The 24476-nt window shown below is 63.6% G+C and carries 22 protein-coding genes; 13 read left to right on the top strand and 9 right to left on the bottom strand.

Annotated features, from left to right (window positions below; all coding sequences use genetic code 11):
• The first annotated feature begins 24 nt into the window (after positions 1 to 24).
• The 6 genes from HWX53_RS15945 (at position 25) to HWX53_RS15920 (ending at position 4829) form a co-directional block, all read left to right on the top strand.
• Positions 25 to 402: a hypothetical protein gene (locus HWX53_RS15945; protein WP_175942584.1), complete on the top strand. Its 378-nt coding sequence runs from the start codon at positions 25 to 27 to the stop codon at positions 400 to 402.
• Entirely contained in the window at positions 395 to 910 is a 516-nt protein-coding gene (locus HWX53_RS15940) for a nuclear transport factor 2 family protein (protein WP_175942581.1), read from the top strand. Before HWX53_RS15945 ends, HWX53_RS15940 begins: the two co-directional genes overlap by 8 nt.
• Entirely contained in the window at positions 907 to 2049 is a 1143-nt protein-coding gene (locus HWX53_RS15935) for an amidase (protein WP_175942578.1), read from the top strand. The genes HWX53_RS15940 and HWX53_RS15935 overlap by 4 nt, the downstream gene beginning before the upstream one ends.
• A gap of 12 nt (positions 2050 to 2061) precedes the next feature.
• Positions 2062 to 2805, top strand: coding sequence for an SDR family NAD(P)-dependent oxidoreductase (locus HWX53_RS15930; RefSeq protein WP_175942576.1), 744 nt, complete (start codon positions 2062 to 2064; stop codon positions 2803 to 2805).
• Positions 2806 to 2926: 121 nt separating this feature from the next.
• A complete protein-coding gene (hpaC, locus tag HWX53_RS15925) occupies positions 2927 to 3472 on the top strand; it encodes a 4-hydroxyphenylacetate 3-monooxygenase, reductase component (protein WP_175942574.1) in 546 nt (181 codons plus the stop codon).
• 220 nt (positions 3473 to 3692) lie between these two features.
• On the top strand, positions 3693 to 4829 hold the full coding sequence (locus tag HWX53_RS15920) for a hypothetical protein (protein WP_244140148.1): 1137 nt from the start codon (positions 3693 to 3695) through the stop codon (positions 4827 to 4829).
• 35 nt (positions 4830 to 4864) lie between these two features.
• On the opposite strand, the gene HWX53_RS15915 is transcribed toward HWX53_RS15920, so the two are convergent.
• A complete protein-coding gene (locus HWX53_RS15915) occupies positions 4865 to 5839 on the bottom strand; it encodes a helix-turn-helix domain-containing GNAT family N-acetyltransferase (protein WP_175942570.1) in 975 nt (324 codons plus the stop codon).
• A 187-nt stretch (positions 5840 to 6026) separates the two neighbouring features.
• Entirely contained in the window at positions 6027 to 6971 is a 945-nt protein-coding gene (locus HWX53_RS15910) for a LysR family transcriptional regulator (protein WP_175942568.1), read from the bottom strand.
• A 104-nt stretch (positions 6972 to 7075) separates the two neighbouring features.
• On the opposite strand from HWX53_RS15910, the gene HWX53_RS15905 reads away from it, so the two are divergent.
• From HWX53_RS15905 to HWX53_RS15895, 3 genes are all read left to right on the top strand, one after another.
• Positions 7076 to 7843 (top strand): SDR family oxidoreductase, encoded by a 768-nt coding sequence (locus tag HWX53_RS15905; RefSeq protein WP_244140147.1) that lies wholly within the window; start codon positions 7076 to 7078, stop codon positions 7841 to 7843.
• A 177-nt stretch (positions 7844 to 8020) separates the two neighbouring features.
• Positions 8021 to 8311 (top strand): hypothetical protein, encoded by a 291-nt coding sequence (locus HWX53_RS15900; protein WP_244140146.1) that lies wholly within the window; start codon positions 8021 to 8023, stop codon positions 8309 to 8311.
• A 10-nt stretch (positions 8312 to 8321) separates the two neighbouring features.
• Complete coding sequence (locus HWX53_RS15895; RefSeq protein ID WP_175942566.1) at positions 8322 to 8579, top strand: hypothetical protein; 258 nt, start codon at positions 8322 to 8324, stop codon at positions 8577 to 8579.
• A gap of 118 nt (positions 8580 to 8697) precedes the next feature.
• Here HWX53_RS15895 and HWX53_RS15890 read toward each other — a convergent pair whose 3' ends face one another.
• The 3 genes from HWX53_RS15890 to HWX53_RS15880 all read right to left on the bottom strand — a co-directional run bounded on the left by HWX53_RS15890 (position 8698) and on the right by HWX53_RS15880 (position 15992).
• A complete protein-coding gene (locus tag HWX53_RS15890; RefSeq protein ID WP_175942564.1) occupies positions 8698 to 10254 on the bottom strand; it encodes a phospholipase D family protein in 1557 nt (518 codons plus the stop codon).
• 334 nt (positions 10255 to 10588) lie between these two features.
• Positions 10589 to 11578, bottom strand: a complete 990-nt coding sequence (locus tag HWX53_RS15885) for a chemotaxis protein CheB (protein WP_175942562.1) — start codon at positions 11576 to 11578, stop codon at positions 10589 to 10591.
• 322 nt (positions 11579 to 11900) lie between these two features.
• A complete protein-coding gene (locus tag HWX53_RS15880) occupies positions 11901 to 15992 on the bottom strand; it encodes a CheR family methyltransferase (protein WP_244140191.1) in 4092 nt (1363 codons plus the stop codon).
• On the opposite strand from HWX53_RS15880, the gene HWX53_RS27680 reads away from it, so the two are divergent.
• Entirely contained in the window at positions 15913 to 16086 is a 174-nt protein-coding gene (locus HWX53_RS27680; RefSeq protein ID WP_241270094.1) for a hypothetical protein, read from the top strand. The two genes, HWX53_RS15880 and HWX53_RS27680, sit on opposite strands and share 80 nt — an antisense overlap.
• A 377-nt stretch (positions 16087 to 16463) precedes the next feature.
• Here the strand turns inward: HWX53_RS27680 and HWX53_RS15875 are convergent, their stop codons facing one another.
• Entirely contained in the window at positions 16464 to 17123 is a 660-nt protein-coding gene (locus HWX53_RS15875; RefSeq protein ID WP_175942557.1) for an HD domain-containing protein, read from the bottom strand.
• Between the two features lie 166 nt (positions 17124 to 17289).
• Between HWX53_RS15875 and HWX53_RS15870 the strand changes: the two genes are divergently transcribed.
• From HWX53_RS15870 to HWX53_RS15860, 3 genes are all read left to right on the top strand, one after another.
• The gene (locus HWX53_RS15870; RefSeq protein WP_175942555.1) at positions 17290 to 18702 is read left to right on the top strand and encodes a PLP-dependent aminotransferase family protein; all 1413 of its coding nucleotides are present in this window, start codon (positions 17290 to 17292) and stop codon (positions 18700 to 18702) included.
• 107 nt (positions 18703 to 18809) lie between these two features.
• The gene (locus HWX53_RS15865) at positions 18810 to 19226 is read left to right on the top strand and encodes a cupin domain-containing protein (RefSeq protein ID WP_175942553.1); all 417 of its coding nucleotides are present in this window, start codon (positions 18810 to 18812) and stop codon (positions 19224 to 19226) included.
• A gap of 24 nt (positions 19227 to 19250) precedes the next feature.
• Complete coding sequence (locus HWX53_RS15860) at positions 19251 to 19706, top strand: carboxymuconolactone decarboxylase family protein (protein WP_175942551.1); 456 nt, start codon at positions 19251 to 19253, stop codon at positions 19704 to 19706.
• A 146-nt stretch (positions 19707 to 19852) separates the two neighbouring features.
• On the opposite strand, the gene HWX53_RS15855 is transcribed toward HWX53_RS15860, so the two are convergent.
• From HWX53_RS15855 to HWX53_RS15845, 3 genes are all read right to left on the bottom strand, one after another.
• Complete coding sequence (locus HWX53_RS15855) at positions 19853 to 21796, bottom strand: EAL domain-containing protein (protein ID WP_244140145.1); 1944 nt, start codon at positions 21794 to 21796, stop codon at positions 19853 to 19855.
• Positions 21793 to 22233 carry a YfiR family protein gene (locus HWX53_RS15850; protein WP_175942549.1) on the bottom strand — a complete coding sequence of 147 codons (441 nt, stop codon included), beginning with the start codon at positions 22231 to 22233 and terminating at the stop codon, positions 21793 to 21795. Before HWX53_RS15850 ends, HWX53_RS15855 begins: the two co-directional genes overlap by 4 nt.
• An 83-nt stretch (positions 22234 to 22316) precedes the next feature.
• Positions 22317 to 24317 (bottom strand): TonB-dependent receptor, encoded by a 2001-nt coding sequence (locus HWX53_RS15845; protein ID WP_175942547.1) that lies wholly within the window; start codon positions 24315 to 24317, stop codon positions 22317 to 22319.
• Between the last annotated feature and the right edge of the window lie 159 nt (positions 24318 to 24476).

Below are 24476 nucleotides of genomic sequence, written 5' to 3'. Positions count from 1 at the left end.
AAAAGGTTGAACAGGAACCTGACGATGCCCGATACGCGAAACCTGCCCCTGCGCGTGCTGTTCTGCTGCGGCGTCTCGCAGAATTTCTTCGATCTGCCGCGCGAGCAGATCGGCGAGGTGTGGCAAGCCTACGGCAAGATGCTCAACGCCATCGAAGCGATGGACAACGTGCGGGTGCTTGGCGTGATGGATGACGACCGGCTCGTCGTCGGCAACGCGGACGGCGCGCCGTGGACCTTCTACATCATGGCCGATGTCGCCGATTTCGACACCGCCGTCGCCGTCTGCAATCTGTATCGCACGACGCCGGTCGGCGAGTACAACTTGTGGCGCTACGGCAAGATCGAAGCACGCGTGGGCCGCGCGCTGACGGTGCCGCCCGCGGTCGGCAATCATGGGTGATGCGATGAACGAGACCATCGTCGAGCGCTTGCGCGCGCTGGAGGCGCACAACGCGGTCCGCAGAAGCATCGCGCGGTACATGGCGCTGTGCGACGTGCCCGCGCGCGCGCTCGAAGGCGAATCGCTCGCCGCCCTCTTCTCCGACGATGCTGTGTGGGAAGGCATCGGCCCGCAGTATGCAAACAAGTTCGGTCGCTTAGTCGGACCGGCAAATATCGTCGCGATGCTGCAGCGCTATCTGCCGCCCACGCCGCATTTCACGACGAACACGCACTTTCTGACAAGCGAGCATATCGAAGTGCACGGCGAGTCGGCGAAAGGCCGCTGGATCATGTTGCAGGCTTCCGGTTATGTCGATGGCCGGGCCGAACTCATCGCAGCGCGGCTCGAAGTGGACTTCACGCCCTCATCGCACGACGAAGCCATCTGGCTGATCCGCCACTTCCGCACCGAGCGTCTCTTCGACGCACCGTGGTCCGTCAATCCCGCTCACGGAGTCATTGCATGAGCGCCTTCTTGCACGAGTTCGATCTCATCGCGCATGCACGTCCGGACGCGCCGACGATTGCGATCAAGGACAGCATCGATATCGCGGGCTACGCGACGACCGCCGCGAGCTGCGCGCTCGCCGATGCGCCGCCCGCCACGCGCCACGCCGAAGTCGCCCAGCGCCTGCTCGACGCGGGCTGGCGCATCACCGGCAAGACCAACATGCACGAGCTGGCGTTCGGCATGACCGGCATCAACGACTTCTGCGGCACGCCGCGCAATCCACAGGATGCGGCGCGCATTCCGGGCGGATCGTCGAGCGGTTCGGCGTCCGCGGTCGGCCTGCATCTCGTCGATGCCGCGCTCGGCACCGACACCGGCGGGTCGGTGCGCGGCCCGGCGGCATGCTGCGGCGTGATCGGCCTCAAGCCGACGTTCGGACGCGTATCGCGCGATGGCGTCGCGCCGCGCGAGACCACGCTCGATTGCGTCGGTCCGTTCGCGCGTGACATGAACACGATCATCGACGTGATGCTCGCAATCGATCCGTCGTTTCAGGCGGGCCGCGCGCGCCGCGATGTTGCGAATGCGCGAGTCGCGATGCTCCATGTGGATGCGGACGACAACATCAGGCACGCGGTTGCCTCTGCGATGACACGCAGCGGCTTGTCCACGCGTCCTGTGGCGCTCGCGTCGATGCGCGATGCCTTTGCAGCGGGGCTGGCCGTCATCAACGCGGAGACGTGGCGCGCGTTTGGCCATCTCATCGATACCGGCAAGCTCGGCGCCGATATCGAAGCCCGCCTGCGCGCGGCGGCCAATACGAACGCCGCCGATCTCGAGAACGCGGAACGCATCCGCCGCGCGATCACGGATGAAGTCGACCGCACGCTCGATGACGCGGACGTGCTCATCCTCCCGACGCTTCCGTCGCTTCCGATCACCATCGAGGCGGCGCGCGCGGGAACGTCGGTCATCGCGATGTCGTCGCTCATACGGCCGTTCAATCTCAGCGGGCATCCTGCCATCACGTTGCCGGTGCCGATAAACGGAACGCACATGAAGGCCGGATTGCAGATCGTCGGCCGCAAGGGCGAGGACGAGACCGTGTGCGCGGTCGCGGCGCGCATCGAATCTGCGCTCGCATCCAACGAATGACGAGGACATGTCATGTCGAAGAGAGTCGTGCTCATTACAGGCGCCGCGCGTGGACTGGGCGAGGCGCTCGCGCGCCGCTTTCATGACGCGGGCTACAAAGTGGCGCTCGGCGATATCGCGTTTGATGCCGCGCAGAGGCTCGCGCGTGAGTTGAGCGGCGACGGGTCGAGCGCACTCGCGCTCAGGCTCGATGTCACCTCAAAGGCCGACTTCGAGGCCGCGCGCGATGCGCTGATCGACCGCTGGGGCGCGATCGATGCGCTCGTCAACAACGCGGGCGCGTCGAAGGTGGTGCCCGTCATGGAGATCACGGCGGAAGAGTTCGATCAGGTCATCGACGTGAACTTGCGTAGCGTGCTGTTCGGCTGTCAGGTGTTCGGGCAGTACTTCGCGACGCATGGCGCGGGGCGCATCGTGAATATCGCGTCGCTCGCGGGGCAGAACGGCGGCTCGGCGACCGGCGCGCATTACGCGGCGGCCAAAGGCGGCGCCATCACGCTCACCAAGGTCTTCTCACGCGATCTCGCGGCGCATGGCGTGACAGTCAACGCGATCTCGCCGGGACCGCTCGATCTGGCGATCGTGCATGAGAGCGTGCCCGCGGACAAGCTGGAGAAGGTGATTGCCGGCATTCCGGTGGGACGCCTTGGCTCTGCCTCTTACATTGCCGATGTCGCCGTCATGCTCGCTTCCGCCGATGCGTACTTCGCCAACGGTGCGTGCTGGGATATCAATGGTGGGCTTTTCATGCGCTAACGATATGGCGCGTGCATGCGAATTTCGAACGGCCATCGTAACCACTCAAAAGTGCGCTAGCCAAGCCACATTTCATCCATGTATCTGCATTCATGGCAGATCAAGCCGGAGACTCAACATCATGTCCGCACAAGCCGCATCCGTCCACACCGAACTCGATTCGCAGCGCCAACAGTTCCGACAAGCGATGGCCCACCTCGGCGCAGCCGTCAATGTCATCACCACGGCCGGCGCGCACGGACGATGCGGCATCACGGCGAGCGCGGTCTGCTCCGTCACCGACGCGCCGCCGACGCTGCTCGTGTGCCTGAACCGGTCGAGCGCGATGCATTCGGTCTTCGACGGCAATCGACAGGTTTGCATCAACGTCCTGCCGGCGAGTCTGGAGAGCATCGCGCGACACTTCGCGGGCATGACGGGGTTATCGATGGAAGAGCGCTTTCAATTGCCGGTTTGGGACGAAGGCGAGAACGGCGTACCCGTTTTGCGTGGCGCGCTAGCGAGCTTGCAAGGCACGATCGTCGAAGCAAAAGATGTCGGCTCGCATGCGGTGATGTTCGTGCAAACGACGCACATCAAGGTGCGAAGCGATGGCGACAGCCTGATCTATTTCGACCGCAACTTTCATCGCGTGCCGCGAGCATGGAAGGCAACGACTCAATCGTAAGGATGAAAAGTCATTTGCTTTTCGATACTTATTACTAAAATGAAGTGTCGGGCGGTTTGGACGCTTTCGGGCTTGCTCCTTCGTGGCCACAACATCCTACATTCCGCGACATCGACTTTTCGAATGGTCGTGCATTTCGATGACGCGAAATGGAGGACGTATGCCGCACGCTACACAGGTTAGCCGAAGCATCGCTGCCACGTTGCGAGCCTTCTACGCAATGCTGTTGATCGCAACCGCGCACGCCGCCCAAGCGCAGACGATCACTACCTTCGCAGGCGGGGAAGGCGCGCAGAGCATTCAGGCCGAAGCCATCGCGGCGGACCGATGGGGCAACATCTATACGGCCGAACCGACGCATCACGTGGTTAGGCGCATCGACCACAGGAACGGCACGGTGACGATCATCGCCGGCACCGGGCAAGCAGGCTATAGCGGCGACGGCGGCCCCGCCACGCAAGCCCTGCTCGACTATCCGACAGGCGTCGCGCTCGACCGCGCCGGTAACGTCTTCATCGGCGATTCGGGCAATGCCAGAGTCGTTCGAAGGGTCGATCGCGAGACCGGCGTCATCACCACGGTCGCGGGCCCCGGAACGCCGAATGTGCCCAATCGCGGTGACGGCGGTCCGGCCACGCAAGCAACGGTATTCGCCAACGATGTCGCGGTGAACCGCGAAGGCGATCTCTACATTGCCGATTCAGCGGCCGGTCTTATCCGGCGAGTGGACCATCGAACCGGCATCATCTCGACCGTTGTCGAGCTGGGCGCCACGTACATCGTGACCATGGCGTTCGACCGGCACGGCGTTCTGTACGTGGTGGATCCGGCGCCGCCGAATGTCGTCCGCTTCGACGCATCGACCGGCACGGTCACCAAGGTAGCCGGCGCGGGGCCCACATGCCAGCAGATTGGCGGCTCCGCGTGCTACAACGGAGATGGCATTCTCGCCACCGACGCGCTCTTGAACTTCCCCACGCACATCACGTTCGATTGCGCGGGCAACCTGACGATCAGCGATACCTTCAACTACCGCGTGCGCCAGGTGAACAGGCACACCGGCATCATCACGACCATTGCCGGCAGTGGAATGGACGGTCATAGCGGCGACGGCGGCCCCGCCACTCAGGCTGGCATTTTGAGCGGTCCCAGAGGACTCGCGTTCGGGCCGGAAGGCGATTTGTATTTTGCCGAAGCGGCGCAGAGCACCGGATACATTCGCAAGGTAAGCGGCCTGCCGAAAGCCGGGCACCGTTGCGAAGAACATGACGAGGATCATCACCACGGGCATGACGGGAGCCGCGGTCACCACATCGATCCAGACGAGCGAGGCTCTTTGCGTCCATGGTGGTGGTGAGATAGCGGGCGTTACGTCAGCAGCGGGTACAGCCACTAGGGGCAGGCGGTTCGACGAACAAAGCGTTGTTCCGTGACGCTTGTTCCCCATTGCGTGCCCTGAGCTTCTTCGCACAGTTTGAAGCCGAATGACTCATACAGGTGCCTCGCTGCGTCCAGACCCTTGAAGGTAGACAGGTACGTCTCGGCGAAATGCGCGTCGACGAACTCCATTGCGCGCGTCATGAGTTGCCTTCCTATGCCCGTACCGCGCAACGCGTCGTCCACGATGAACCAACGCAGATGCGCTACTCCGCTCTTGAGATTCCCATCGATGGCAAGGGATGCAAGCGTGCGGCCGTCGCGTTCACCGAGCCAGAGCGCTTTGCCCTCTTGCGGCAACGCTTCGGCGAACGCGGCCAGTTCCGTCGCGACTCTCTTTTCGAAGAAGGCGCCGAAACCCCAGTGCTGCGCATAAAAGCGCCCGTGCAAGCTGGCCACATCACCGATGCAGCCGGGCCGGTACCCCTCGACTATCGACGCAGAAAGCGTTTTGTTCATCGGTGCGTTGGCTCCATTGTCTTGCCCCAATGCATCGGCATACAGTCCGACTGTACGCACCAAGGCCAATTGATCGGAATGGCTCAAGCGCCCGAGCGCCTTCGACACCTGAGTAGACGCGAAGCGGTCGATCTTCTGCCTGAGTAACTTTCCTGCATGCGTCAAATAGAGTTCTGAAGAGCGGGCGTCGCCGTCGGACGCGCGTCGCTCGACGATTCCGGCCGCCTCCAGACGCGCGATTTGCCTGCTGCTGTTGGACTTATCCAATCTCAGCAGCTCTGCCAGTTCCTTACCGTTCATTCCGGGACTTGCGCCGATTTCGAGCACTGCATGTACGGCAGACGGCGAAAGGTCGGTGCCTGCCAGCGTTGCGCTCATGAATCCTAGTTCGCGAACCAGCTTGCGGGAGGAATCACGGACCTGGCGCACGGTGTTCGACGACGGGGCGGTCTGACGATTTTCGGGTGACATAGAAAGGTTTTCAGTTGCGATACGCAACTACTGTAGTTGCGCACCGCAACTATGTCAACAAGAGCGTCGGCAGGTCGCGGCGGTAGTCTTCCGCAAAACCGACGCGCGAAACGAACAAGGAACGCTAGACGTTCCGAACAATCAGCGCGTTGGCGCCTGTAGCTCCCCGCTAATGTGATCAAAGCAGCTAGGAAGCGTGATCCCGTACGAGTACGTCCCAAGGCGCGGGAGACGGGAAAATGCCCTGTAAAAAGGCGACGAACGCTTTCACGGCAGGATTGCTGCGTCGGCTTTCGGGCCACACGGCATGCAAATGGAATCGGTCATAGGCGAACTCATGCAGCACGGGTACGAGCTCGCGCCTTAGAACGTAAGACGCCGCGATATAAGTCGTTGAAATCCCGATCCCGGCGCCGGCGGCCAATGCCGAAGCAACCGCGTCGCTGACGTCGATCATCAAAGCCGACGCAGGCGTGAACTCGACGAGCTTGCCGCCCACGTTGAACGGCCACGCCGCCTCCTGCCCTGTCGACTGGTATCGGAAGTTCACGCAATCATGCTGCACGAGATCGTTCGGATGCCGCGGCACGCCTCGCTCCCGAAGATACTCGGGCGATGCGAACGCGCAAATCCGATGCGGTGCGAGACGGCGCGCGATTAACCGCGTGTCGCCGGGATCGCCGACTCGAATAGCGACATCCACGCCCTCCTCGATCAGATCGACGTAACGATCGCTCAGGCGCACATCGACGGTCACTTTCCGATGCTGCCGGCGAAACGCGGGCAAAGCCGGCGCGAGGATGTTCACGCCGACGGGCAGCGGCGCCGTCACCTTGAGCGTTCCCGCTGGCTCCGCGCGCGCAGCGGCGACGCCTTGCTCGATACCTTCCGCCTCGCGCAATAAACGTTGCGTGCGCTCCAGAAGGTCGCGCCCCTCCGGCGTCAACGTCAGCGAGCGCGTGGTCCGGCTGAACAGCCTGAGGCCGAAATGCTGCTCCAGTCGCTGGATGCTCTTGCTGATCGCCGATGGCGAAACGGAAAGCGATCGCGCGGCGGCCGTGTAGCTGCCGAGCGACGCCGCGCGCGCAAAAGCAATCAGCCCGGTCAGTCGTTCGATGGCGATTTGTTCCATGATGGCATCATTAAAGCGAACGTCGGCCCCATTATCAAGCCAGTCTTCGCGATTTAACCTTCTTCCATCCACGCCAAACCGGCGAAGTCAAACAGGAGAAGGACATGAACGCGAACATGAAAGCGCAAGACACACAGGCCGAAGAAGTCGCTCAACGCGCGCTGGCAGGCAAGACGGCGCTGATTTTCGGCGGAACGTCGGGCATCGGGCTCGACGCGGCTATTCAGGCAAAGCGGGCCGGCGCGGATGTGATCGTCGTCGGACGATCCGCGGATACGGCTCAGCGCGTCGCCGCGGAACATGGCTTCGCCGGCTGGCGCGCGGCGGACGTAACCGACGCGGACGCTCTCCAGCAGGCCGTGCGCGACATTCCGAAGGTCGATCATCTCGTCTTGCTGGCGGGCACCTTCGTCGCGGGGACGGTGCGCGAAGCCGACGTCGCGCATCTTCGAACGGCGTTCGAGGAGCGCATCTGGGCGGCCGTGCACGTCATTCGCGCGCTGGGAGACCGCTTGAGCGCCGATGGCTCGATCACGTTCATCTCCGGCAGTCTCGCCGACCGTCCGAACGCCTACGGCACCGCCGTGCTCGCGGCGGCGTCCGCGGCCATGGAAGCGCTCGCGCGCGGCCTCGCGCTCGAACTCGCGCCGGTGCGCGTGAACACGCTGTCGCCCGGTCCGATCGACACGCCGATTCTGCGCAAGGCGCTCGGTGACGCGCGCGATGCGGTCGTGGCGAACATGGAGAAGACGCTGCCGTTGCATCGGCTCGGCACCGCAAGCGAAGCCGGCGCAGGCGTCGTGTTCCTGATGACCAACGGCTTCATGAACGGAGCGACGCTGAACGTCGATGGCGGCGCGCGTCTCGTGTGACGTAAGACTCAACGGGAAAAGTGCTTGCGTCGCTCTTGCCGTGAACCGTGGGCGGCGTGACTCTCGTAAGCACAAACCCCTACGCCCCTGCGGATCGAGATGCCGACCAACTAGAATGGTTTTACGTAGGCGGCTGCGGTGGTTGCCGGTTTGATCAGACGGTAGGCGCGCTTGCCGTTGGCGGAAACTCGCGAGGGCGAATCGATGGAGCGAAGCTATCCCTATCGAGGATTCGAGATCACGGTTCAGCTCGAGCCGGTTCGAGCCGTGTCGCAGGATGCGAGATATGGCGGCACGGTGGGATTCATCGCGCTTGTGAGCGTCTGCACCGCCGAGCCGAAGCGGCCGGTCGGCGTGCCGGTTCGGCTGGTCTCCGAAGCCCACACCGTCTTCCGCACGGAGGACGAGGCTCTGTCAACTGGCCTCGAAGCAGCGCAGCGCGTCATCGACGACAAGATACCGAGCTGACGAGTACATCATGATCGCGCGCACACTCAGGTTTATCGCGATCGCCACCGCCATCCTCGCGCTGTCGTGGCCGGATAGCGCTTTGCCGACACAGCAGGCGCAACAACGCCGCGCCGCGCGCGATGTGCGTCAGGACACGCGCCAGTCCGCCCGGCATACCGAACAAGATTGCCGCGCCGCGGATCAGCAATCGAATGCGCAGTGCCGTCAGGACAAGCGGGAGACGAAGCAACACGGACGGCAAGCTGCAAGAGACATTAAATACTGAATAGCCTCGTGCGATTTCGAACCAAGCGTTGAGAAGCGCCTGTGCTTCGGTTCATGAAGCGAGACGCCGGAAAGACGCGCACCATTTCGAAGTCGGTTCCCGCTGCGCGTGCGGTGAATCACAGCTGCGATTCTATCGGCAGAATGCCGAGCATCCAGATGCCCGCGCGCTTGAACGCCGACACGCCCGGCTCCTTTTCGAGCAGCGTAGTGTTGCCGTTGGCGTCCGTGTCGACCCACACCATGCGCGTGCCACCGTTGCCCTCGTCCTGCAACTCGACACGCCATGCGATGCGATCGATATTCGTGCCGATACCGGTCGCCACTTGTTCAGCCGCCGCCGCGCTTTCGCAATAGACGCCGATCTCCGTATTCAATTCGATGGAACGCGGGTCGAGATTCATGGAGCCGATGAAAATGCGCTTGCGGTCGAAGACATAGGTCTTCGCATGCAGCGAAGCCTTCGACGATCCGAATGTCGACTTCTTCTTGCTCTCGTGGTCATCCGTCGACGCGACCGGCTTCAACTCATACAAGCGCACGCCCGCTTCGAGCATTTCCTTGCGATAGCGTTGATAGCCGGCGTGCACCGCAGCGACATCCGTCGCCGCTAGCGAATTCGTCAGGACCGTCACGCGCACGCCCCGCGACGTCATCGACCGAAGCCAGCGCACGCCCTCCTCGCGCGGCACGAAATAGGGCGATACGATCAGCATCTCTTTCTCGGGATCGAGCTTCAGCGCCTTGAACTGCGAAATCAGATGACCTTCGGCATCGCCGGGCGCGCGCGTGATCTTCGCCGGATCGTCGTAGAGAAGCGTTGCCTTGCCCCATGAGAATTCGGTGCCGCGCTGCTCGATCACGGTTGCGAGACGCTCGCGCACGTTCGCCACGTACGGCGAATGTTCTTCCGACAGCAGATAAGCATCGAGCTTCTCGCGATACTCAGCTAATGAGTCCGCGTCGGCATGACGTCGCAGGAGATTTTCAATCGAATAGGCCTCATCCGAGTTCCAGTACAGGTCGAACGCGCTCGATACTTCACGCACGACAGGTCCATGCACGAGCACATCCAGATCGCCGAACGCGACCGTGCTCGATGCGCCGAAGTACTCGTCGCCGATATTGCGTCCGCCGAGAATCGCCGCTTGATTGTCCGCGATGAGCGCCTTGTTATGCATGCGTCGGTTCACGCGAAAGAACTCCGCTGCCGCGCCGAGTCTCTTGAACGTGCGATTCGCCACAGGATTGAAGAGACGCACTTGCACATGTGGATGCGAGGCCAGCGCGAGGAGAAACTGATCGTCGGCGTTCGTGCCGAGATCGTCGAGCAGAAGACGCACGCGCACGCCGCGATCGGCCGCGCGCATGATGGACGCGGCCATCTCGCGACCCGTGAGGTCCGAATGCCAGATGTAGTACTGGAGATCGAGCGTGCGATCGGCGGTCTCGCTCAGAATCACGCGTGCGATGAGCGCATCCATGCCATCGGGTAGCAGATGGAACGCGTTGTCGCCAGGATGAGCGGCCTCGCTCGTCGAGAACGACCTGCCGAGGCGCGTGTTCGAGGTGTCGGTCAGGGCGTGTGATTCCTCGCGTTCGGCTTGCGGCGGAAGGCTTGCGCATGCGGTCATCAACAGCATCAGCGCAACCGCGAACCACTTGCCGAGTTTCATGGCGCACTCTCCTATGCGGTGACGAACCGTGTAGTCGCGCCTGCGCGACGGAGATAGTCACGAGTTATGAAGCGCCTACTTCACGACAGCGCGTTCGACGCACTCTGTAACGCAGCAAGAGAACGATGCGCGAGAGAGCGAGACCCGCCCACTGCCGTTACCCGCTGCCAGTGCAGGCGATAACGGTTGGATAAGACCGTTGGACTCTGACACGTCTATCGCGACGCCCATCGGCCATCCTCGCGCTCAGACCCATGGCTTCCCGCCCTCGGTCTGCGCCAGGCGCGAGTGAATCGATGTAATAACAGCGGTGTTCGCGGCTCGTTATGGCCCATTAAGGCTCGCGAACATTCGCTGCGGCGCGCAGCAGTTCCGCCAGCTTCTCATTCTCGTCGATGCGCGCCTGTTCCACGGCCACGTCCGTGTCGCTGCCCACGCGCTGCGCCCACTGCTGCCGCTCGCGCGCGAAGATGATGCGTTCGTGCACGGCGCGCAGCGCGCTCCAGATCGCGTGATCGGCGGTCTGCGCGGTCGCTTCTTCGAGCGACAGCATCGAGAATGCATGCCCGGTATGGCATCGGTAGCGTAAAGGCCAGTCGTCGTTGAGCCGCCAAAGCGCCCCGTTGCAACTGGGACAGGTGAGCGCCGAACGCTGACCGATCTCGTCGAGCACTTGCGGTTCGACGAGCCCACTCTCACCAATTTGTGCCTCGCGATCGAGGTCTGGCCGATCACTCATGCAATGCTCCTTCCGCCGCTTCGCCCCGTTGACGGCTGCAACAAGGACCCCCGGAAGTTCATCCAGCTTCGCGATGACATCCACGCCCCCGGCGGCGATCGCGCTACGCGGCATGGACGGGGCCTCGCAGTCATCCGGTTGCTGAACCACGCCGTAACCGCCCCGCGCGTGAACCGAGGCGAGGCCTGCGGCGCCGTCATCGAGGTCGCCACTGAGCACGACGCCCACGACGCGGCTTCCATATTCGACGGCGGCCGATCTGAACAGCGGATCGGCGGCGGGCCGCGCGAAGTTCTCCGGGGCGGTATCGAGAAGGCACACCTTGCCGTCGCGCAAAACCATGTGGCGATCGGGCGGCGCCACGTAAATTCTGCCACGCTGCAGCACTTCCTGGTGGCTCGGATGAATCGCCACGTGAGAGCCCCAGCGTGAGAGCAGCTCGGGCAGAACGCTTCGATGCCTGCCTATGTGCAGCACGATGCAAAGCGTGGCGTCCAGGTCCGCGGGCAACTGTGTCACCAGCGTCCTCAGGACGGGAAGTCCGCCGCGAGACGCCGCAATGACAACAATATCTCGATGTTCCATAGGGCCTCCACCCGACGTAGGCCGCATTATTTGCGCCTGCCCTCGTTCGTATCGGTCAAGCCGATCAGTTCGGGGCCCGCTGTGAATCGACAGTGCGCGCGGGGGCGTGCATTGCCGGTCTGACTGACTGAGGAAACGTCGCGATGTGGGTCCGGTGTGCTGCGCTCCGCGAAAGCGCATGAAGTAGTTGAATCAAAGCTCGCATGCGTAAAGCGACATTCACGCGCCGAAGATAAGCGTGCCGGGGCGACGTTGCATTTCATTGAATCGAACCGCCCCGGCCCGCATTGCACGTTGTTGCACCCGCGCGCCAGTGCGAAGCCTAGCCGGTAGCCTGGCTGCCCTGATCGCGGGTCAAGACGCCCAGTGCATCCATCAATCGTGAAAAGTCGAGCGGTTTCGCCAGATGCACATCGTAGCCCGCTTCATGCGCGGCCTGAATGTCTTCATGGCGGTCGTGTCCACTGAGCGCGACGCAGCGCAGCGCAGCCCATTCCGGATTCGCGCGGATCGTTCGCACCAGTTCATAACCGTTCATGCCCGGCAGGTCGATGTCCGACACCATTGCGTCGATCGGCTTCTCCGCAAGAAGCGTCAACGCTGCGTCCGCATCCGTCACGGCTTCGACCACCGCGCCTTCCAGTTCGAGCAGCGCGGTCAGCGAAGCGCCGGTTTCGTCGTCGTCTTCGACCAGCAGAATGTGCAGCCCGACGATACTGGCGTCGTCTCGCGTGACGGCGCTCACAGGCGGCGGGGCGTCGGCCGCCGGCAGCCATACCGACATCGTCGTGCCCATGCCGTGACCTTCCGATGCCGCCGCGACCCTGCCGCCATGCTTCTCGACCAGTTGCTTGACGAGCGCGAGGCCGATGCCGAGACCGCCACGCACGCGGTCGCGCGGGCCCTGACGGAACATGTCGAATACATACGCGACCATCGACGCGTCCATGCCCTGCCCGTCGTCGGCGACGTCGATGCGCAGCATGCGGCCTTCATGCGACAGATGCAGCTTCACATGGCCGCCGGCATGAGTGAACTTCAGCGCGTTTGAAACGAGGTTCCAGATGATCTGCTCGCACCGGACAGGATCGGCGAGCGCGATTGCCGGTCCCTCCGCCAGATGCGTTTCGAGCGAGATGCCACGGGAACCGGCGTCTTCCTCGCATGCATCCGCGATGCTGCTGAGCATTGCAGCCAGGTCCACCCGCTGCACTTCGAGCGTGAGCTTGCCGGTCTGAATGCGCGACCAGTCGAGCAGATCGTCGATGATCTGCGCCTGGCTGCGCACCGCCTGCTTGATCGACACGGCCGCTTCGCGCACGGCGTCGATGTGCCGGACCTCCGGCAAGCGCGGCAGCATCTCCGACTTCACGCCTATCAGATTGAGCGGATGCTTCAGCTCATGCGAGAGCACCGCGATGAACTCGTCTTTCACCTGATTCGCGCTCAGCGCCTGCTCGCGCGCTCGCTGCTCCTGCTCCAACGCCTCGCGGCTCGCATCCTCGCGCTGCTTGCGCTCGGTCAGATCACGGACGATCTTCCCGAAGCCGCTGAACGAAGCGTCCGATATCGGCGTGACCACGCCGCTGCAATAGATGCGCCGGCCGTCCTTGGTGCGATGCCAGCGCTCGTCGTCGGCGCGGCCTTCCTTCAGCGCGGTTTCGCGCTCGCGCGCGGGCACGAACGCCAGCCGGTCGTTCGTCTCATAGATGAGCTCGATATCCCGGCCGATCACTTCGTCTTCCGCGTACCCGAAGATTCTTTCCGCGCCCGCGTTCCAGCTCACGATCAAGCCGTCGCGGTCGTGAATGATGATTGCGTAATCCTTGGTGGACTGAGCGACGAGACGCAGCCTCTGCTCGTTCGCGCGCGCCGCCTCTTCGGCGTGGTGCCGGTCGGTGATGTCGATGAGCGTGATCACCGCGCCGTCGATATGATCGTCGGCCGTGCGATACGGCAACAGGCGCATCAGATACCAGCGGCCCGTCTCGCTCTGAATCTCGCGCTCGGTCAGCCGCAACGACTGGAACGACTGCCGCACGTCGTCGGCGAGTGTCGGGTAGCGCAGCGAATGCGTGATGTGAAAGAGCGACCGGCCAATGTCGCTATCGATGAGATTGAAGATCGCCGTCGCGTTCGGCGTGAAGCGCTTGATGCGAATCTCCTTGTCGACGAACACCGTCGCGATCTCGCTCGACTCGATGATGTTGTGCAAGTCGTCGTTGGCCTTCGCGGTGTCTTCGATGCGCGCCTGCAATTCCGCGTTCGCGGTGGTGAGTTCCTCGTTGACCGACTGCAGTTCTTCCTTGCTGCTTTCCAGTTCTTCGCTGGTCGAGCGCAATTCTTCGTTGATCGCCTGCAGTTCTTCGTTCGACGCTCGCAGTTCCTCGACAGATGTTTCGTACTGCTCGATAATCGTTGCCAGCTGCTCGCGGCTTTGCTGCAACTCCTGTTCGAGCTGCGCGAGCACCGGGTCCTGGCCGGCGGCTTCGGCGTGCTCTTCGTCGGTCATGCGAGCCGACACTTCATCGAACACGATCAGAAGAAAGCCGGCATTCGCCACCTTGTCGTGGAACGGCCGCACCGTCATGTTGATCCACGAGGCGCGCGGCTCGTGCACCCACTTCACGCGGCGCGCCTCGACGCTCGTGCCCGTTTGCAGCGCGCGGAAAATCGCGGTGCGCAGTTCCAGCCGCAAGTCCGGCAGCACCAGCGACATGATGTTGCTCGACAGTTCGCCGCCCGGATGGCGCAGGAAGCGGCCCGCGTTGTCCGACAGATGCACCACGTTCGAGTCCCGGTCGATGATCACGCTCGGCGGCGCATACGTCTCCAGCGCGCGCTGATGCAACTCCGTGAAGGAGAAGCTGCGCTGCGCGGGACTGGCCGGCGCCCGCAGCGGCGCGGTGGCCGCGGCGCGGTCGTCCGCGGTGCCTGCTTCGTGCTGCATCAGCGGTGGGAAACCGACTGGGGGCTTCGTGCGATGCGCGACGGTGCGCGCCCGGTAAATGCGCCATTTCTTGTCGACGACGACAAAGAGGTCGTCGGCGGCATCGGCCGATTCGGCGGTGCCGAGAAACAGGTAGCCGTTCGGCCGCAGCGCGAAGTGGAACAGCTCGAGAATCTGCCGCTGCACCGCGCGTTCGAGGTAGATCAGCACGTTGCGGCAGGAGATCAGATCGAGGTGCGAGAACGGCGGATCGCGCAGCAGGCTATGCGAGGCGAACAGAATGCGCTCGCGCACCGACTTCGCGATGACGTAGTGCGCCGATTGACGCACGAAATAGCGCTGCAGGAGCGCGGGCGGCACGTCGTTCGCAATCGAGAGCGGATACGAGCCGGCGCGCGCACGCGAGATCGCCGCTTCGTCGATGTCGGTGGCGAACACCTGAATCGAGCGGGCCGAAGTCGCGGCGTCGCGCGCCTGCGCCAGTTGCAGCGAGATGGAATAGGCTTCCTCGCCGGAGGCGCAACCGGCCACCCAGACGCGCACCTGCCCCTCGCCCGGCTCTTCGGTGAATAGCGTGGAGATGACCTCGCGTTCCAGATAGTCGAACGCACCGCGGTCGCGGAAAAACTGCGTCACGCCGATCAGCATGTCGCCGAGCAATGCGTTCGCTTCGTCGGGCGTCGCGCGCAGGAAGTCGCGATAGCCCATCAGATCGCGCTGTCCGTTGACCTGCATGCGCCGTTCGATACGCCGCAGCACCGTCGCGCGCTTGTACAGCCGGAAGTCGTGCCCCGTGCGCACGCGCAGGTGCATCAATATGTCGGACAAGGCGCGCTCCGGGTCGCTCGCCATCCGACGCGTGCGGTCGTTTGCCGGTTCTGCCACTTCGAGACTTTCTAACTGAATGCGCTGGGCGTTGGCCCACAATTCGATCAACCGCTGCGGCATTTCGGATGCGGGCAGCACGATGTCGACCTGGCTTGTCGCAATGGCGTGCTGGGGCATCTCCGCGTGCTCGGCATCGCCGGGAGTCTGGGCGAGCGTGATGCCGCCCGCTTCCTTCATGCGGATGAGCCCTGCCGCGCCATCCGATCCCGCGCCCGACAGCACGACGCCGATGGCATGCTGCTCGTGCGCCTCGGCGAGCGTGCGGAAGAAATGGTCGATGGTAAAGGGCGGGCTCTCGGATGCGTCGCGGTCGGTGGCTCTCACGCAGCCGTCCGACATCTCCAGCCGCTTGCCCGGCGCGATCACATAGATATGATTCTTTTCGAGCGGCAGCGTGGCAGTCACCTGCCGCACCGGCATGCCGGTGGTGCGTTGCAGGATGTCGTCGACGTGACTCGCATGTTCTGCCGCCAGATGCACCACGACGACGAACGCCATGTCCATGCTGCTCGGCGCATTTTCGAAAAACGTCTGCAAGGCTTCGACGCCGCCGGCCGACGCACCGATTCCAACCACTGGAAACCGCAAGTCGCTTTTGACCGTAACCGGTGAATCCGTCGTTCGCTGGAGCGTCGACTTTGGCTTTGACACTGCGCCTCTCCTCGTCTAATGCGCGGTTGTGCTATCCACGACCAATGCCGAATTGTGTACTGAATGCCTATTGTAGGACCAGCGATGCAGCACAGCTATTGTAGGGCAGCAGTTAGGCTTGCACGTTGTCGAAAGCGTTACTTAACGGATACGCAGAACGACCGATGGAACAAAGTCCGAGTGAGATGGCAGGCTGCTCATGCCGGGGCGTGCGACGTCGCCTGCGATGGTTGCGACGCTGGCGAGCGGGATCGCGTGCGCGGGTTGCGCTCGATCGCGCGCAGCGGTGCGCCCGTGCCGTGCGCAGCCGTTCAGTGCTTATTCCGGCTCAATGGATGCAAACGGTCGTTCGGCAATCGGACGCAGAGTGAGGGCTCGTGACAACCGTCCACGCCTTCAACGCAGCCTGGAATTGAGGATGATGCTGCACAGGTCCACGCGCTCGAAGCTCGGGTCCTTGTGCGCGAGAAAATCGTCGTTGAACGTGCCGAACGTGGTGCCCGGGCGGTGTTTCATCCCTTCGTAGAAGGCATCGATCATCTTCTCGCCGAAGTCGGCGCCGCGCGGATACGCCGCGATCACCGCCGCGCGCTGCGCTTGCGTGAACGCATCGAAGCCGCGCCCCGCTACGTCCATTCCCGCCCCGGCCTGCACCAGTGCGATTTCGCCGTGCATATGTTCGGGAATACCCGGCGTCGTATGAAGCGCCACCGCGGTCCACACCTTCGCCACGTCAGCCTCGTCAACACGATGACTGCGTAGAAAATCGCGTGCGGCGTTGGCGCCGTCGACCTCGAAACGCAGTTGGCTCGTGCCATAAGCCGACGTCAGCCCGATATCGTGGAACATCGCCGCAACGTAGAGCAACTCCGTGTCGTACCCGATACCGTTTCGTTTGCCCAACAGCGCGCCCCACAAGTAGACCCTTGTCGAGTGGTTGAACAACAATTCGCTCTCGGTGTCGCGGATGAGCTCGGCTGCCTCACGCGCGAGCGGGCTGTCGGGAATGTCGATATCGAGCATGGCTTTCGTCTGCCCGGTTTTGTCTGGCTTCATCGGTTACTCGAATGAATGACAGCGTGCCTTGCTATCGCACGCCACTTTTGATTCGGTCGGTCATCGCGCGCCGCACTCACTCGCGGCGCCGCAGCCGTGAAGTTACGCTTCGCATGGGTCATCGAACAGGCCCAAGATCGTTAGAAGCCACTGTACTATCGCGTCTATGGCAACGCTTTCCATTGGAATCGATCGCGCCGGAGGCCTCCCGCTCTCCGCGCAAATCTATGGTTCGATCCGCCATGCGATCGAGTCGGGTCAGCTTGCCGCCGGCGCACGGCTGCCCTCCTGGTCCGATTTGGCCGCCCAGCTCGGCGTATCGCGAGGCACCGTTCGCGCGGCCTATGAACGTCTGATCGACGAGCAATTCGCGGTCGGATTGGGCGCGGCCGGCACGCGAGTCGTGGCAAGACCGTCGCCTGCGACGGCCGGATGGTCGCCTGAATCGCCGCCGCTGCCACAGCTGTTCAACGACTTCAGCACGGCCCCGCTCGCGTTTCAGATGGGCGTGCCCTCGCAGGACGCGTTTCCGTTCAAACTCTGGTCACGCATTCAGGCACGCGCCGCGCGCCGGGCGGCTTCGGCTCCTGTCGGCTATCCCGACCCTCGCGGCGATCCCGAACTGCGACAGGAGATCGCGTCGTATCTCGCGGTGTCTCGCGGGCTGCTATGCAGTCCCTCCCAGGTGTTCGTTACCGCCGGTTTCGCCGGCGCGCTCAATCTCGCCATTCGCGGCCTGCGCATCGAAGGCAAACAAGCCTGGATGGAAGAGCCCGGCTTTCCGCTCACGCGCACGGCGCTCGGGCTTGCCGGCATGACCGTGGCGGGCGTGCCGGTGGACACGGAAGGGCTCGATGTCGAAAGAGGCATTCGCATCGCGCCCGCCGCCGCGCTGGCAGTAGTCACGCCGGGCCAGCAGGCGCCGCTCGGAATGACGATGTCGCTCGCTCGACGGCTCTCGCTGCTCGACTGGGCCGAGCGCCACGATGCCTGGGTCGTGGAAGACGACTATCTCGGCGAGTTGCAGTTGCGAGGACGGGCTGCACCGGCGCTGGCCTCGCTCGACCGAAACGCACGCGTGCTCCACGTCGGGACCTTCAGCAAGACCATCAGCCCGGCATTGCGCCTGGGTTTTCTAGTCGTGCCTCAGCCCTTGGCGCGCGGCTTCGGCGATGTCGCGGCGTGCCTTTCGCCCGCGCCGGCTGCATCGGTACAGCACGCGGTCACCGAGTTCATGCACGACGGACACTTTCTTCGGCATCTCCGGCGCATGAAGCGTCTTTACGCGGGAAGGCAAGAAGCGCTCGTGCGTTGTCTGAAGGAACTGGGCTCGGAGTCGATCGACGTGCAGGGTTCCGCGGGCATGACCGTCGTGGCCGCGCTTGCGCAGGCCGGCGTATCGGATATCGATATCGCTTCTCGCGCGCGTGTTTTCGGGCTGGCCCCGGTCCCGCTTTCACCGTGGTACACGACCGACCCGAGTCGACAGGGGCTTCTGCTCGGCGTGACCAATCTCGACGAAAGAACGCTCGCGGCCAACTGTTCCCGCTTGCTGGAAGTTGTTCGCGGGCGCCACTGACGAAAGCCACACCCGCCGTCTTGGTGCATCGAAAATGTCCATTCCTGGTGCTTTTGCGTGTCCGCCCGTCACACGACAATGCAGACACACAAAGGAGCCAAACACCCATGAACATGCGATCCATCATGCGCGCCGCGTGCGCCGCCATGGCGCTCGGCATCGCCGTACCGGCCCTGGCGCATGGTGCGGCTGAGACCGTCACGCCGAACTTTCAGCACGCCATTCCCAACGTTCCGGGCAAGTCGTTGACCGCCGTCGTCGTCGATTACGCGCCCGGCGCGGCGTCGTCAGCGCACAGGCATGCAGGCTCGGCTTTCATCTATGCGTACGTTGTATCGGGCGAGATCGAGTCGCAAGTCGATAACGGTCCGAAGCGCGTCTACCATGCCGGCGAAAGCTTCTTCGAGGAGCCCGGCTCGGTTCACCGCATAAGCCGCAATGCGAGCGAAACGAAGCCTGCGAAGCTGCTCGCCGTCTTCGTCGCCGATACCGATGATAAAGCGCTGACCACCCCCATCAAGTAGCGCACCACTTCAAGGAGTCACCTCATGAGCAAGCGTCTCGACTACGTTCAGATTGCGCCCGCGGGCGTCAAAGCCCTCGGCGGCGTCTATGGATATGTGATGCAGAGCGACCTGTCGCCGGTCCTCGTCGATCTGGTCTATTTGCGCGTCTCGCAGATCAACAACTGCGCCTATTGCCTCGACATGCACACACGCGACCTGCTGAAAAAGGGCGTGAAAATCGAAAAGCTCGCGCTGGTGCAAGCATGGAGAGAAGCGGGCCATCTCTTCGATGACCGCGAACGCGCAGCCCTCGCGTGGGCGGAATCGGTCACGCTGGTGGCGCAGACGGGCGTGCCGGACGCGTCGTACGACGCTGCGCGCGCCGTGTTCAACGAGCGGGAACTCGTTGATCTCACGCTCGCCATCAGCCTGATGAACACCTATAACCGCTTGGCGATCAGCTTTCGCAATACGCCGCAGGCCGTGCTGGAACAATGAAGCCGCTGCGGGTTTTCACGCCATAACAATGCGTGAAGTCGAGCATGGGCCGCGCGGCGCATGTTATATGCGGAGGCACTGCGGCGCGCGAGCATGATGTTTTTTCAATCCGCATCGCGAACTAAAAGATCCATTGCAGGCGCTGGTCAGCTAACGACAAGACCAGCGTTCTGCACATCGCACGTGGACCCGAATGGTCGTCGCACGCTCTCCTCGCCCTCTCTCGCCACCAACTCACGGAACTGCTCCAACGACATCGGCCGCCCGGTCAGAAATCCCTGCACCACATCGCAACCGGCATCGATAAGCCATTCGAGTTGCTTCGGATCTTCGACTCCTTCGGCCACCGCATCCAGGCCGAAGCTATGCGCCATCGAGAGGATCGCGGTCACGATCGGCTGACCGTCCTCAGGCAGCCGCTCGATGAACGACCGGTCGATCTTGAGCGTGTTCACCGGAAACGCATGCAAATACGAAAGCGACGAATAGCCCGTGCCGAAGTCGTCGATCGACAGCAGCACGCCCGCCGCCCGCAGACGATTCATCACGGCGATGCCTGTCTCGCGATTCGCGATCAAATGGCTCTCGGTCAACTCCAGTTCGAGCAGCGCCGGCGCGAGCCCGCTCGTGGCAAGCGCCGCCATCACGTCGCCGACGAAGGCCGGATGCCGCAACTGTCGCGCCGACACATTCACCGCTACGCGCACGGCAATACCCGGGCACCCGGCATTCCACGTCGCGGCGGCAACGCACGCGCGCTGCAGCACGGAGCGCCCGAGCAGCACGATCAGATCGCTATTTTCCGCAATCGGTATGAACTCGCCCGGCGACACCGCGCCTTCTTTCATATGCGTCCAGCGAGCGAGCGCCTCCGCGCCCACGAGCGTGCCGCTGCGGCAGTCGAACTGCGGCTGAAACACGAGTTCAAGCGCGTCGCTGTCGACGGCCTTGCGCAATTCCGCTTCGAGATACGCGCGCCGCTGCGCCGCGTGCATCATCTCCGGCGAGAAGCCGACCACCGTGTTCTTCCCGAGCGCTTTTGCTTCGTACAACGCAATATCTGCACTCGTGACAAGACTGCCGCCGTCGTCGCCTGCCTCGGGGAAGCTCGCATACCCCACGCTCGCCGTCACGTTGATTTCGCGGCCGAAGAAGGTCGCCGGGCGGCACAACGCCGTGCCGATCTCGCGCGCCAGTTCCCCGACCGCCGTGCGCTTCCATGAGCTTTCGAGCGTCACCGCGAACTCGTCGCCGCCCATGCGGCTCACGGTGGCGCGGCCGCTCACCGTGTCGTTCAGCACGCGCGCCACGTGCTGCAGCAGTTCATCGCCTGCGCCGTGACCCAGCGTGTCGTTGACTGTCTTGAAGTCGTCGAGATCGATCAACACGATGCCGAAATAGCGGCTCGGCTCCTTCGCGCTGGCCACGCGCTCTTCCAGCGTTTCATAGAACGTGCGACGGTTCGGCAGATTGGTGAGCGGATCGGTGCGGGCAAGGCGCTCCAGTTCGCGTTCGGCCTGGCTCACGCGCCGCCGCATCCGGTTCATCACAAGTGTCGAAATCCACATCGCGCCGAGACACGCAACACCGAGAAAGCACGCGTATTGCGCGAGATGCCGATGCACGAGATCGCTCGTCGCGACGAGCACCACATGTCCCAGGATATGGCCGTTGTGTTCGATGGGCGCGCGCACGAAAACGTCGCCGAGCGAAAGCGCGTCGCGATGCTCCGTCGACTCCAGCGCGCCTTCCGACAGTTCCTCGCGGGTGATGCCCGCGCGCGCATAGCGTGTGTAGAGCCGCCCATCGCTCTCGTAGACACTCAGCGTCTCGACATAGGGAACGCGGCCGAGCGAGCGCAGGACGTCCTGCATCGAGCCTTCGTCGTCGAACATGAGCGACGCGCTCACGTTCTCCGCAATCACCGACGCTTGCAAGGACGCGTCGTCGTAAAGCGCGCTGCGAAAGGCCACGGCCTGATACAGCAGCAGCACGACGCTCGCGACCACGAGCGCGATGCCCACGCTGACCAGATTGGCGCGCAGCGTGAGACGGCCGGTGCTTCCGCTGCGCATTTTGATGGCGCTCACTTGAGCCTCCTTGCCAGCCGCAGCAGTTTTGAACTGAGCACGAGCTTGCGGCGCAGCGCCTCCGTATTGTTGATATCGAAGCGCAGATGATCGTCTTGCGCGATGAGCGCGACGACCGGCTCGCCCGGCGGGGTCGCGCCCACGCCCGCGACGACGAGCAGCGCGTCGTCCGCTGCGAGCGCATCGCGAATCTCAGCGTTCGCGCTGTCGCCGTCATCGAGAGCGAGCACGTCGCAATCGGCGAAGCGCTTTTCCGCGAGCGTGATGAAGCGCCACACGCGCGCGCCGACCGCGCGTCCGTTGAGCGCGGCGAGCGCCTCGCGCATCGAGCTGCGCGCGCTCGCGCAGACGCGCAGCTCGCCGGTGCGCATGCGATCGGCGGGCCATTGCGTGAACTGCGTGAAGTTGAAGATGTACGCGCTCTCGAGCTTACGCATGTCCGCCTGCGCGTGCGCGTGCCATGCCGCGACCGATCCGGCCGCGCAGAGAGACAACGCTATGCAGCGACGCATCCACATCATCAGAACCCGTAGACCATTTTGGCGAGCAACGTACGGCTCTGTTGCGCGATGACGTCCTGCGCGAAGCCGGGGCCGGCGGGATCGGCGTAGCGGCGATCGAACACGTTGTAGACGGACAAGGAAACGTCCGCGCGCGGCACGAGCTTGCGGCTATGAACCGACACGTTCGCGACGCAGTAGCCGCCAGCCGAACCGGCTTCTGCGAGCCGCGACGACATGCACTGCGCTTCCGCGCCCACGCGCGCCCACTTCGCGAACAACGGCGCGCTCACATTGAGTTTGCCCATGTGGCGCGGCGAGTTCTGCAATGCGCCGCCGTTGATGGAATCGCGCGAGAACTGATACGAATAGCTCGCGCGGGCGCGCACGCCCGAGGCGAACTGTTGCTGCCACGCGAGTTCTGCGCCGCGTGCCTGCGCGCGATCGACGTTGCGAAAGACATAGAGGCCCGTATCGGGATCGATCGACTCGGTGATCAGATCGCGCAGCGTATAGCGAAAGAGCGTGACGGTCGCGCGCCCCAGGCTGCCGAGCGCGCGTTCGTAGACGATCTCCTGTGTGTCGATATGCTCGGACTTCAGCATCGGATTCGCGAGCTGGCCGCCATCGCCGGGAATCGCGTAGTACATCTCGTACGCGTTCGGGGCGCGATACGCTCCGCCGTAAATCAGCTTGAGCGTATCGCTCGCGGTCGGCCGCCAAATGAGCGCGATGCGCGGGCTGAAGTTGCCGCCCACGTGCGTCTCCGTGTCGAAGCGCCCGCCGATATCGAGCGTGAGCGGTTCGGCGAGTTTGATTTCATCGTCGATATAGAAGCCCGCGCGCTGGCTCATGCGGTGATCGTCGAGCAGCCTGGCGTACGGCGCGACGTTGTAATTCCATTGATTCTGCGCCGCGTTCATCGTGTAGTCGACGCCCACCATGATGCGATTGCGCGGCACGGTGCGCACGGTCGCGTGGACATCGCCGCCATACCAGGCAGCATGATCGCCGTCGACGTTGGCGGTTCCGGGCGCCGGCGCCTGCAACTCGCGGCTCGTGTAGTCGTAGCGGCCCGCATAGAGTTCGTAGTCGATCGCGATGTCCTCGCGCACGTTCTGCGTGTACGTGGCATCGAGGAAGGAGCGCGTGTCAGTCACGCTGAACGGCGCGTTGAACACGGCTTCATACGGCGCGCCAGGCACGTCTTTCGTCCGATTGCCATAACCCGCGCTGACGCGAAAGCCGCCCATGCCGAACTTGGCGAACACCGTCTGGTTGCGCTCGCCGTCGAGGTTCTGCGCGATGCCGTGGTTCTGGTCCGGCGTATCGAACTCCGGATAGTAAAGGTCTTGTCCGTGGCGCTCGTAGGCCGTGGCGGACAGCACGAGATCGGCGCCATTCACGCCATGCCAGCCGTAGGTGCCGCGCGCTTCCTTCTCGCCGAAGCTGCCGACCGCGCCCGCGACTTGCGCGCCGCCGATTGCGCTGCCCTTCTTCGTGATGACGTTGACGACGCCGAACAACGCGTTCGAGCCATACACGGCCGATCCCGGACCGGGTATGTACTCGATGCGCTCGACGAGATCCATGTCCACCGGAAAATCCAGGCCGATCGGCGCCTGGCCATAGACGGCATCGTTCAGGCGCATGCCGTCGATCAGCAACAGGAAGCGGCTGTTGTAGTCACCCGGACGCTGGAAGCCGCGCGCGCCGAGATACGAGTACATGCGGTCCGAGCTGACATGGAGGCCCGGCAGCGTGGCGAGCGCGTCGCCGAGCGTGCGCCAGCCGTAATCGCGGATGTCGGTCGCGGTGAGGACCATCACGGCCGCAGGCGCGCTCGACGCGGACTGCTCGATGCGCGTCGCGCCGCTCACGGTGAGGCTCATCAGCGATTCGAGCGGCATCGACGCGAGGTCATCGCCCGCGCCGCCGTCGGCCTGTGCGGAAGCGCCCGCCAGCGACGCCGCAGACGCGGCGCCAACAGGCGAGGTCCAGGCGCTCAGTGCCGCGGCCATGACCGCACCGGCAAGCAGAGGCAGCGACGCGGCGGCGAGGCACGGGCGTCGCGATGGGACACAGGGGATCAACATCTCTTGCGGCTTTCTTATGAACGTTTCCGTTCGTTCTTATCGGCAACGATGAAGGGGCGCTTTAGCCGGAATTGCTTGCGTGGC

This window comes from Caballeronia sp. BCC1704, assembly GCF_902833455.1.
GTDB lineage: Bacteria > Pseudomonadota > Gammaproteobacteria > Burkholderiales > Burkholderiaceae > Caballeronia.
The sequence above is the reverse complement of the archived record's forward strand: the minus strand, read 5'-3'. Positions and strand labels throughout refer to the sequence as shown.

What these genes read in the sequence shown, in the direction of transcription:
- HWX53_RS15850 (WP_175942549.1), bottom strand. Translation starts at nt 22,233, where the DNA reads ATGCGTAAGCTCGAGAGCGCGTACATCTTCAACTTCACGCAGTTCACG.
- HWX53_RS15875 (WP_175942557.1), bottom strand. Translation starts at nt 17,123, where the DNA reads ATGAAGCCAGACAAAACCGGGCAGACGAAAGCCATGCTCGATATCGAC.
- HWX53_RS15890 (WP_175942564.1), bottom strand. Translation starts at nt 10,254, where the DNA reads ATGAAACTCGGCAAGTGGTTCGCGGTTGCGCTGATGCTGTTGATGACC.
- HWX53_RS15845 (WP_175942547.1), bottom strand. Translation starts at nt 24,317, where the DNA reads ATGGCCGCGGCACTGAGCGCCTGGACCTCGCCTGTTGGCGCCGCGTCT.
- HWX53_RS15930 (WP_175942576.1), top strand. Translation starts at nt 2,062, where the DNA reads ATGTCGAAGAGAGTCGTGCTCATTACAGGCGCCGCGCGTGGACTGGGC.
- HWX53_RS15945 (WP_175942584.1), top strand. Translation starts at nt 25, where the DNA reads ATGCCCGATACGCGAAACCTGCCCCTGCGCGTGCTGTTCTGCTGCGGC.
- HWX53_RS15860 (WP_175942551.1), top strand. Translation starts at nt 19,251, where the DNA reads ATGAGCAAGCGTCTCGACTACGTTCAGATTGCGCCCGCGGGCGTCAAA.
- HWX53_RS15895 (WP_175942566.1), top strand. Translation starts at nt 8,322, where the DNA reads ATGATCGCGCGCACACTCAGGTTTATCGCGATCGCCACCGCCATCCTC.
- HWX53_RS15885 (WP_175942562.1), bottom strand. Translation starts at nt 11,578, where the DNA reads ATGGAACATCGAGATATTGTTGTCATTGCGGCGTCTCGCGGCGGACTT.
- HWX53_RS15865 (WP_175942553.1), top strand. Translation starts at nt 18,810, where the DNA reads ATGAACATGCGATCCATCATGCGCGCCGCGTGCGCCGCCATGGCGCTC.
- HWX53_RS15915 (WP_175942570.1), bottom strand. Translation starts at nt 5,839, where the DNA reads ATGTCACCCGAAAATCGTCAGACCGCCCCGTCGTCGAACACCGTGCGC.
- HWX53_RS15940 (WP_175942581.1), top strand. Translation starts at nt 395, where the DNA reads ATGGGTGATGCGATGAACGAGACCATCGTCGAGCGCTTGCGCGCGCTG.
- HWX53_RS15870 (WP_175942555.1), top strand. Translation starts at nt 17,290, where the DNA reads ATGGCAACGCTTTCCATTGGAATCGATCGCGCCGGAGGCCTCCCGCTC.
- HWX53_RS15905 (WP_244140147.1), top strand. Translation starts at nt 7,076, where the DNA reads ATGAACGCGAACATGAAAGCGCAAGACACACAGGCCGAAGAAGTCGCT.
- HWX53_RS15935 (WP_175942578.1), top strand. Translation starts at nt 907, where the DNA reads ATGAGCGCCTTCTTGCACGAGTTCGATCTCATCGCGCATGCACGTCCG.
- hpaC (WP_175942574.1), top strand. Translation starts at nt 2,927, where the DNA reads ATGTCCGCACAAGCCGCATCCGTCCACACCGAACTCGATTCGCAGCGC.
- HWX53_RS27680 (WP_241270094.1), top strand. Translation starts at nt 15,913, where the DNA reads ATGTCCATGCTGCTCGGCGCATTTTCGAAAAACGTCTGCAAGGCTTCG.
- HWX53_RS15910 (WP_175942568.1), bottom strand. Translation starts at nt 6,971, where the DNA reads ATGGAACAAATCGCCATCGAACGACTGACCGGGCTGATTGCTTTTGCG.
- HWX53_RS15920 (WP_244140148.1), top strand. Translation starts at nt 3,693, where the DNA reads ATGCTGTTGATCGCAACCGCGCACGCCGCCCAAGCGCAGACGATCACT.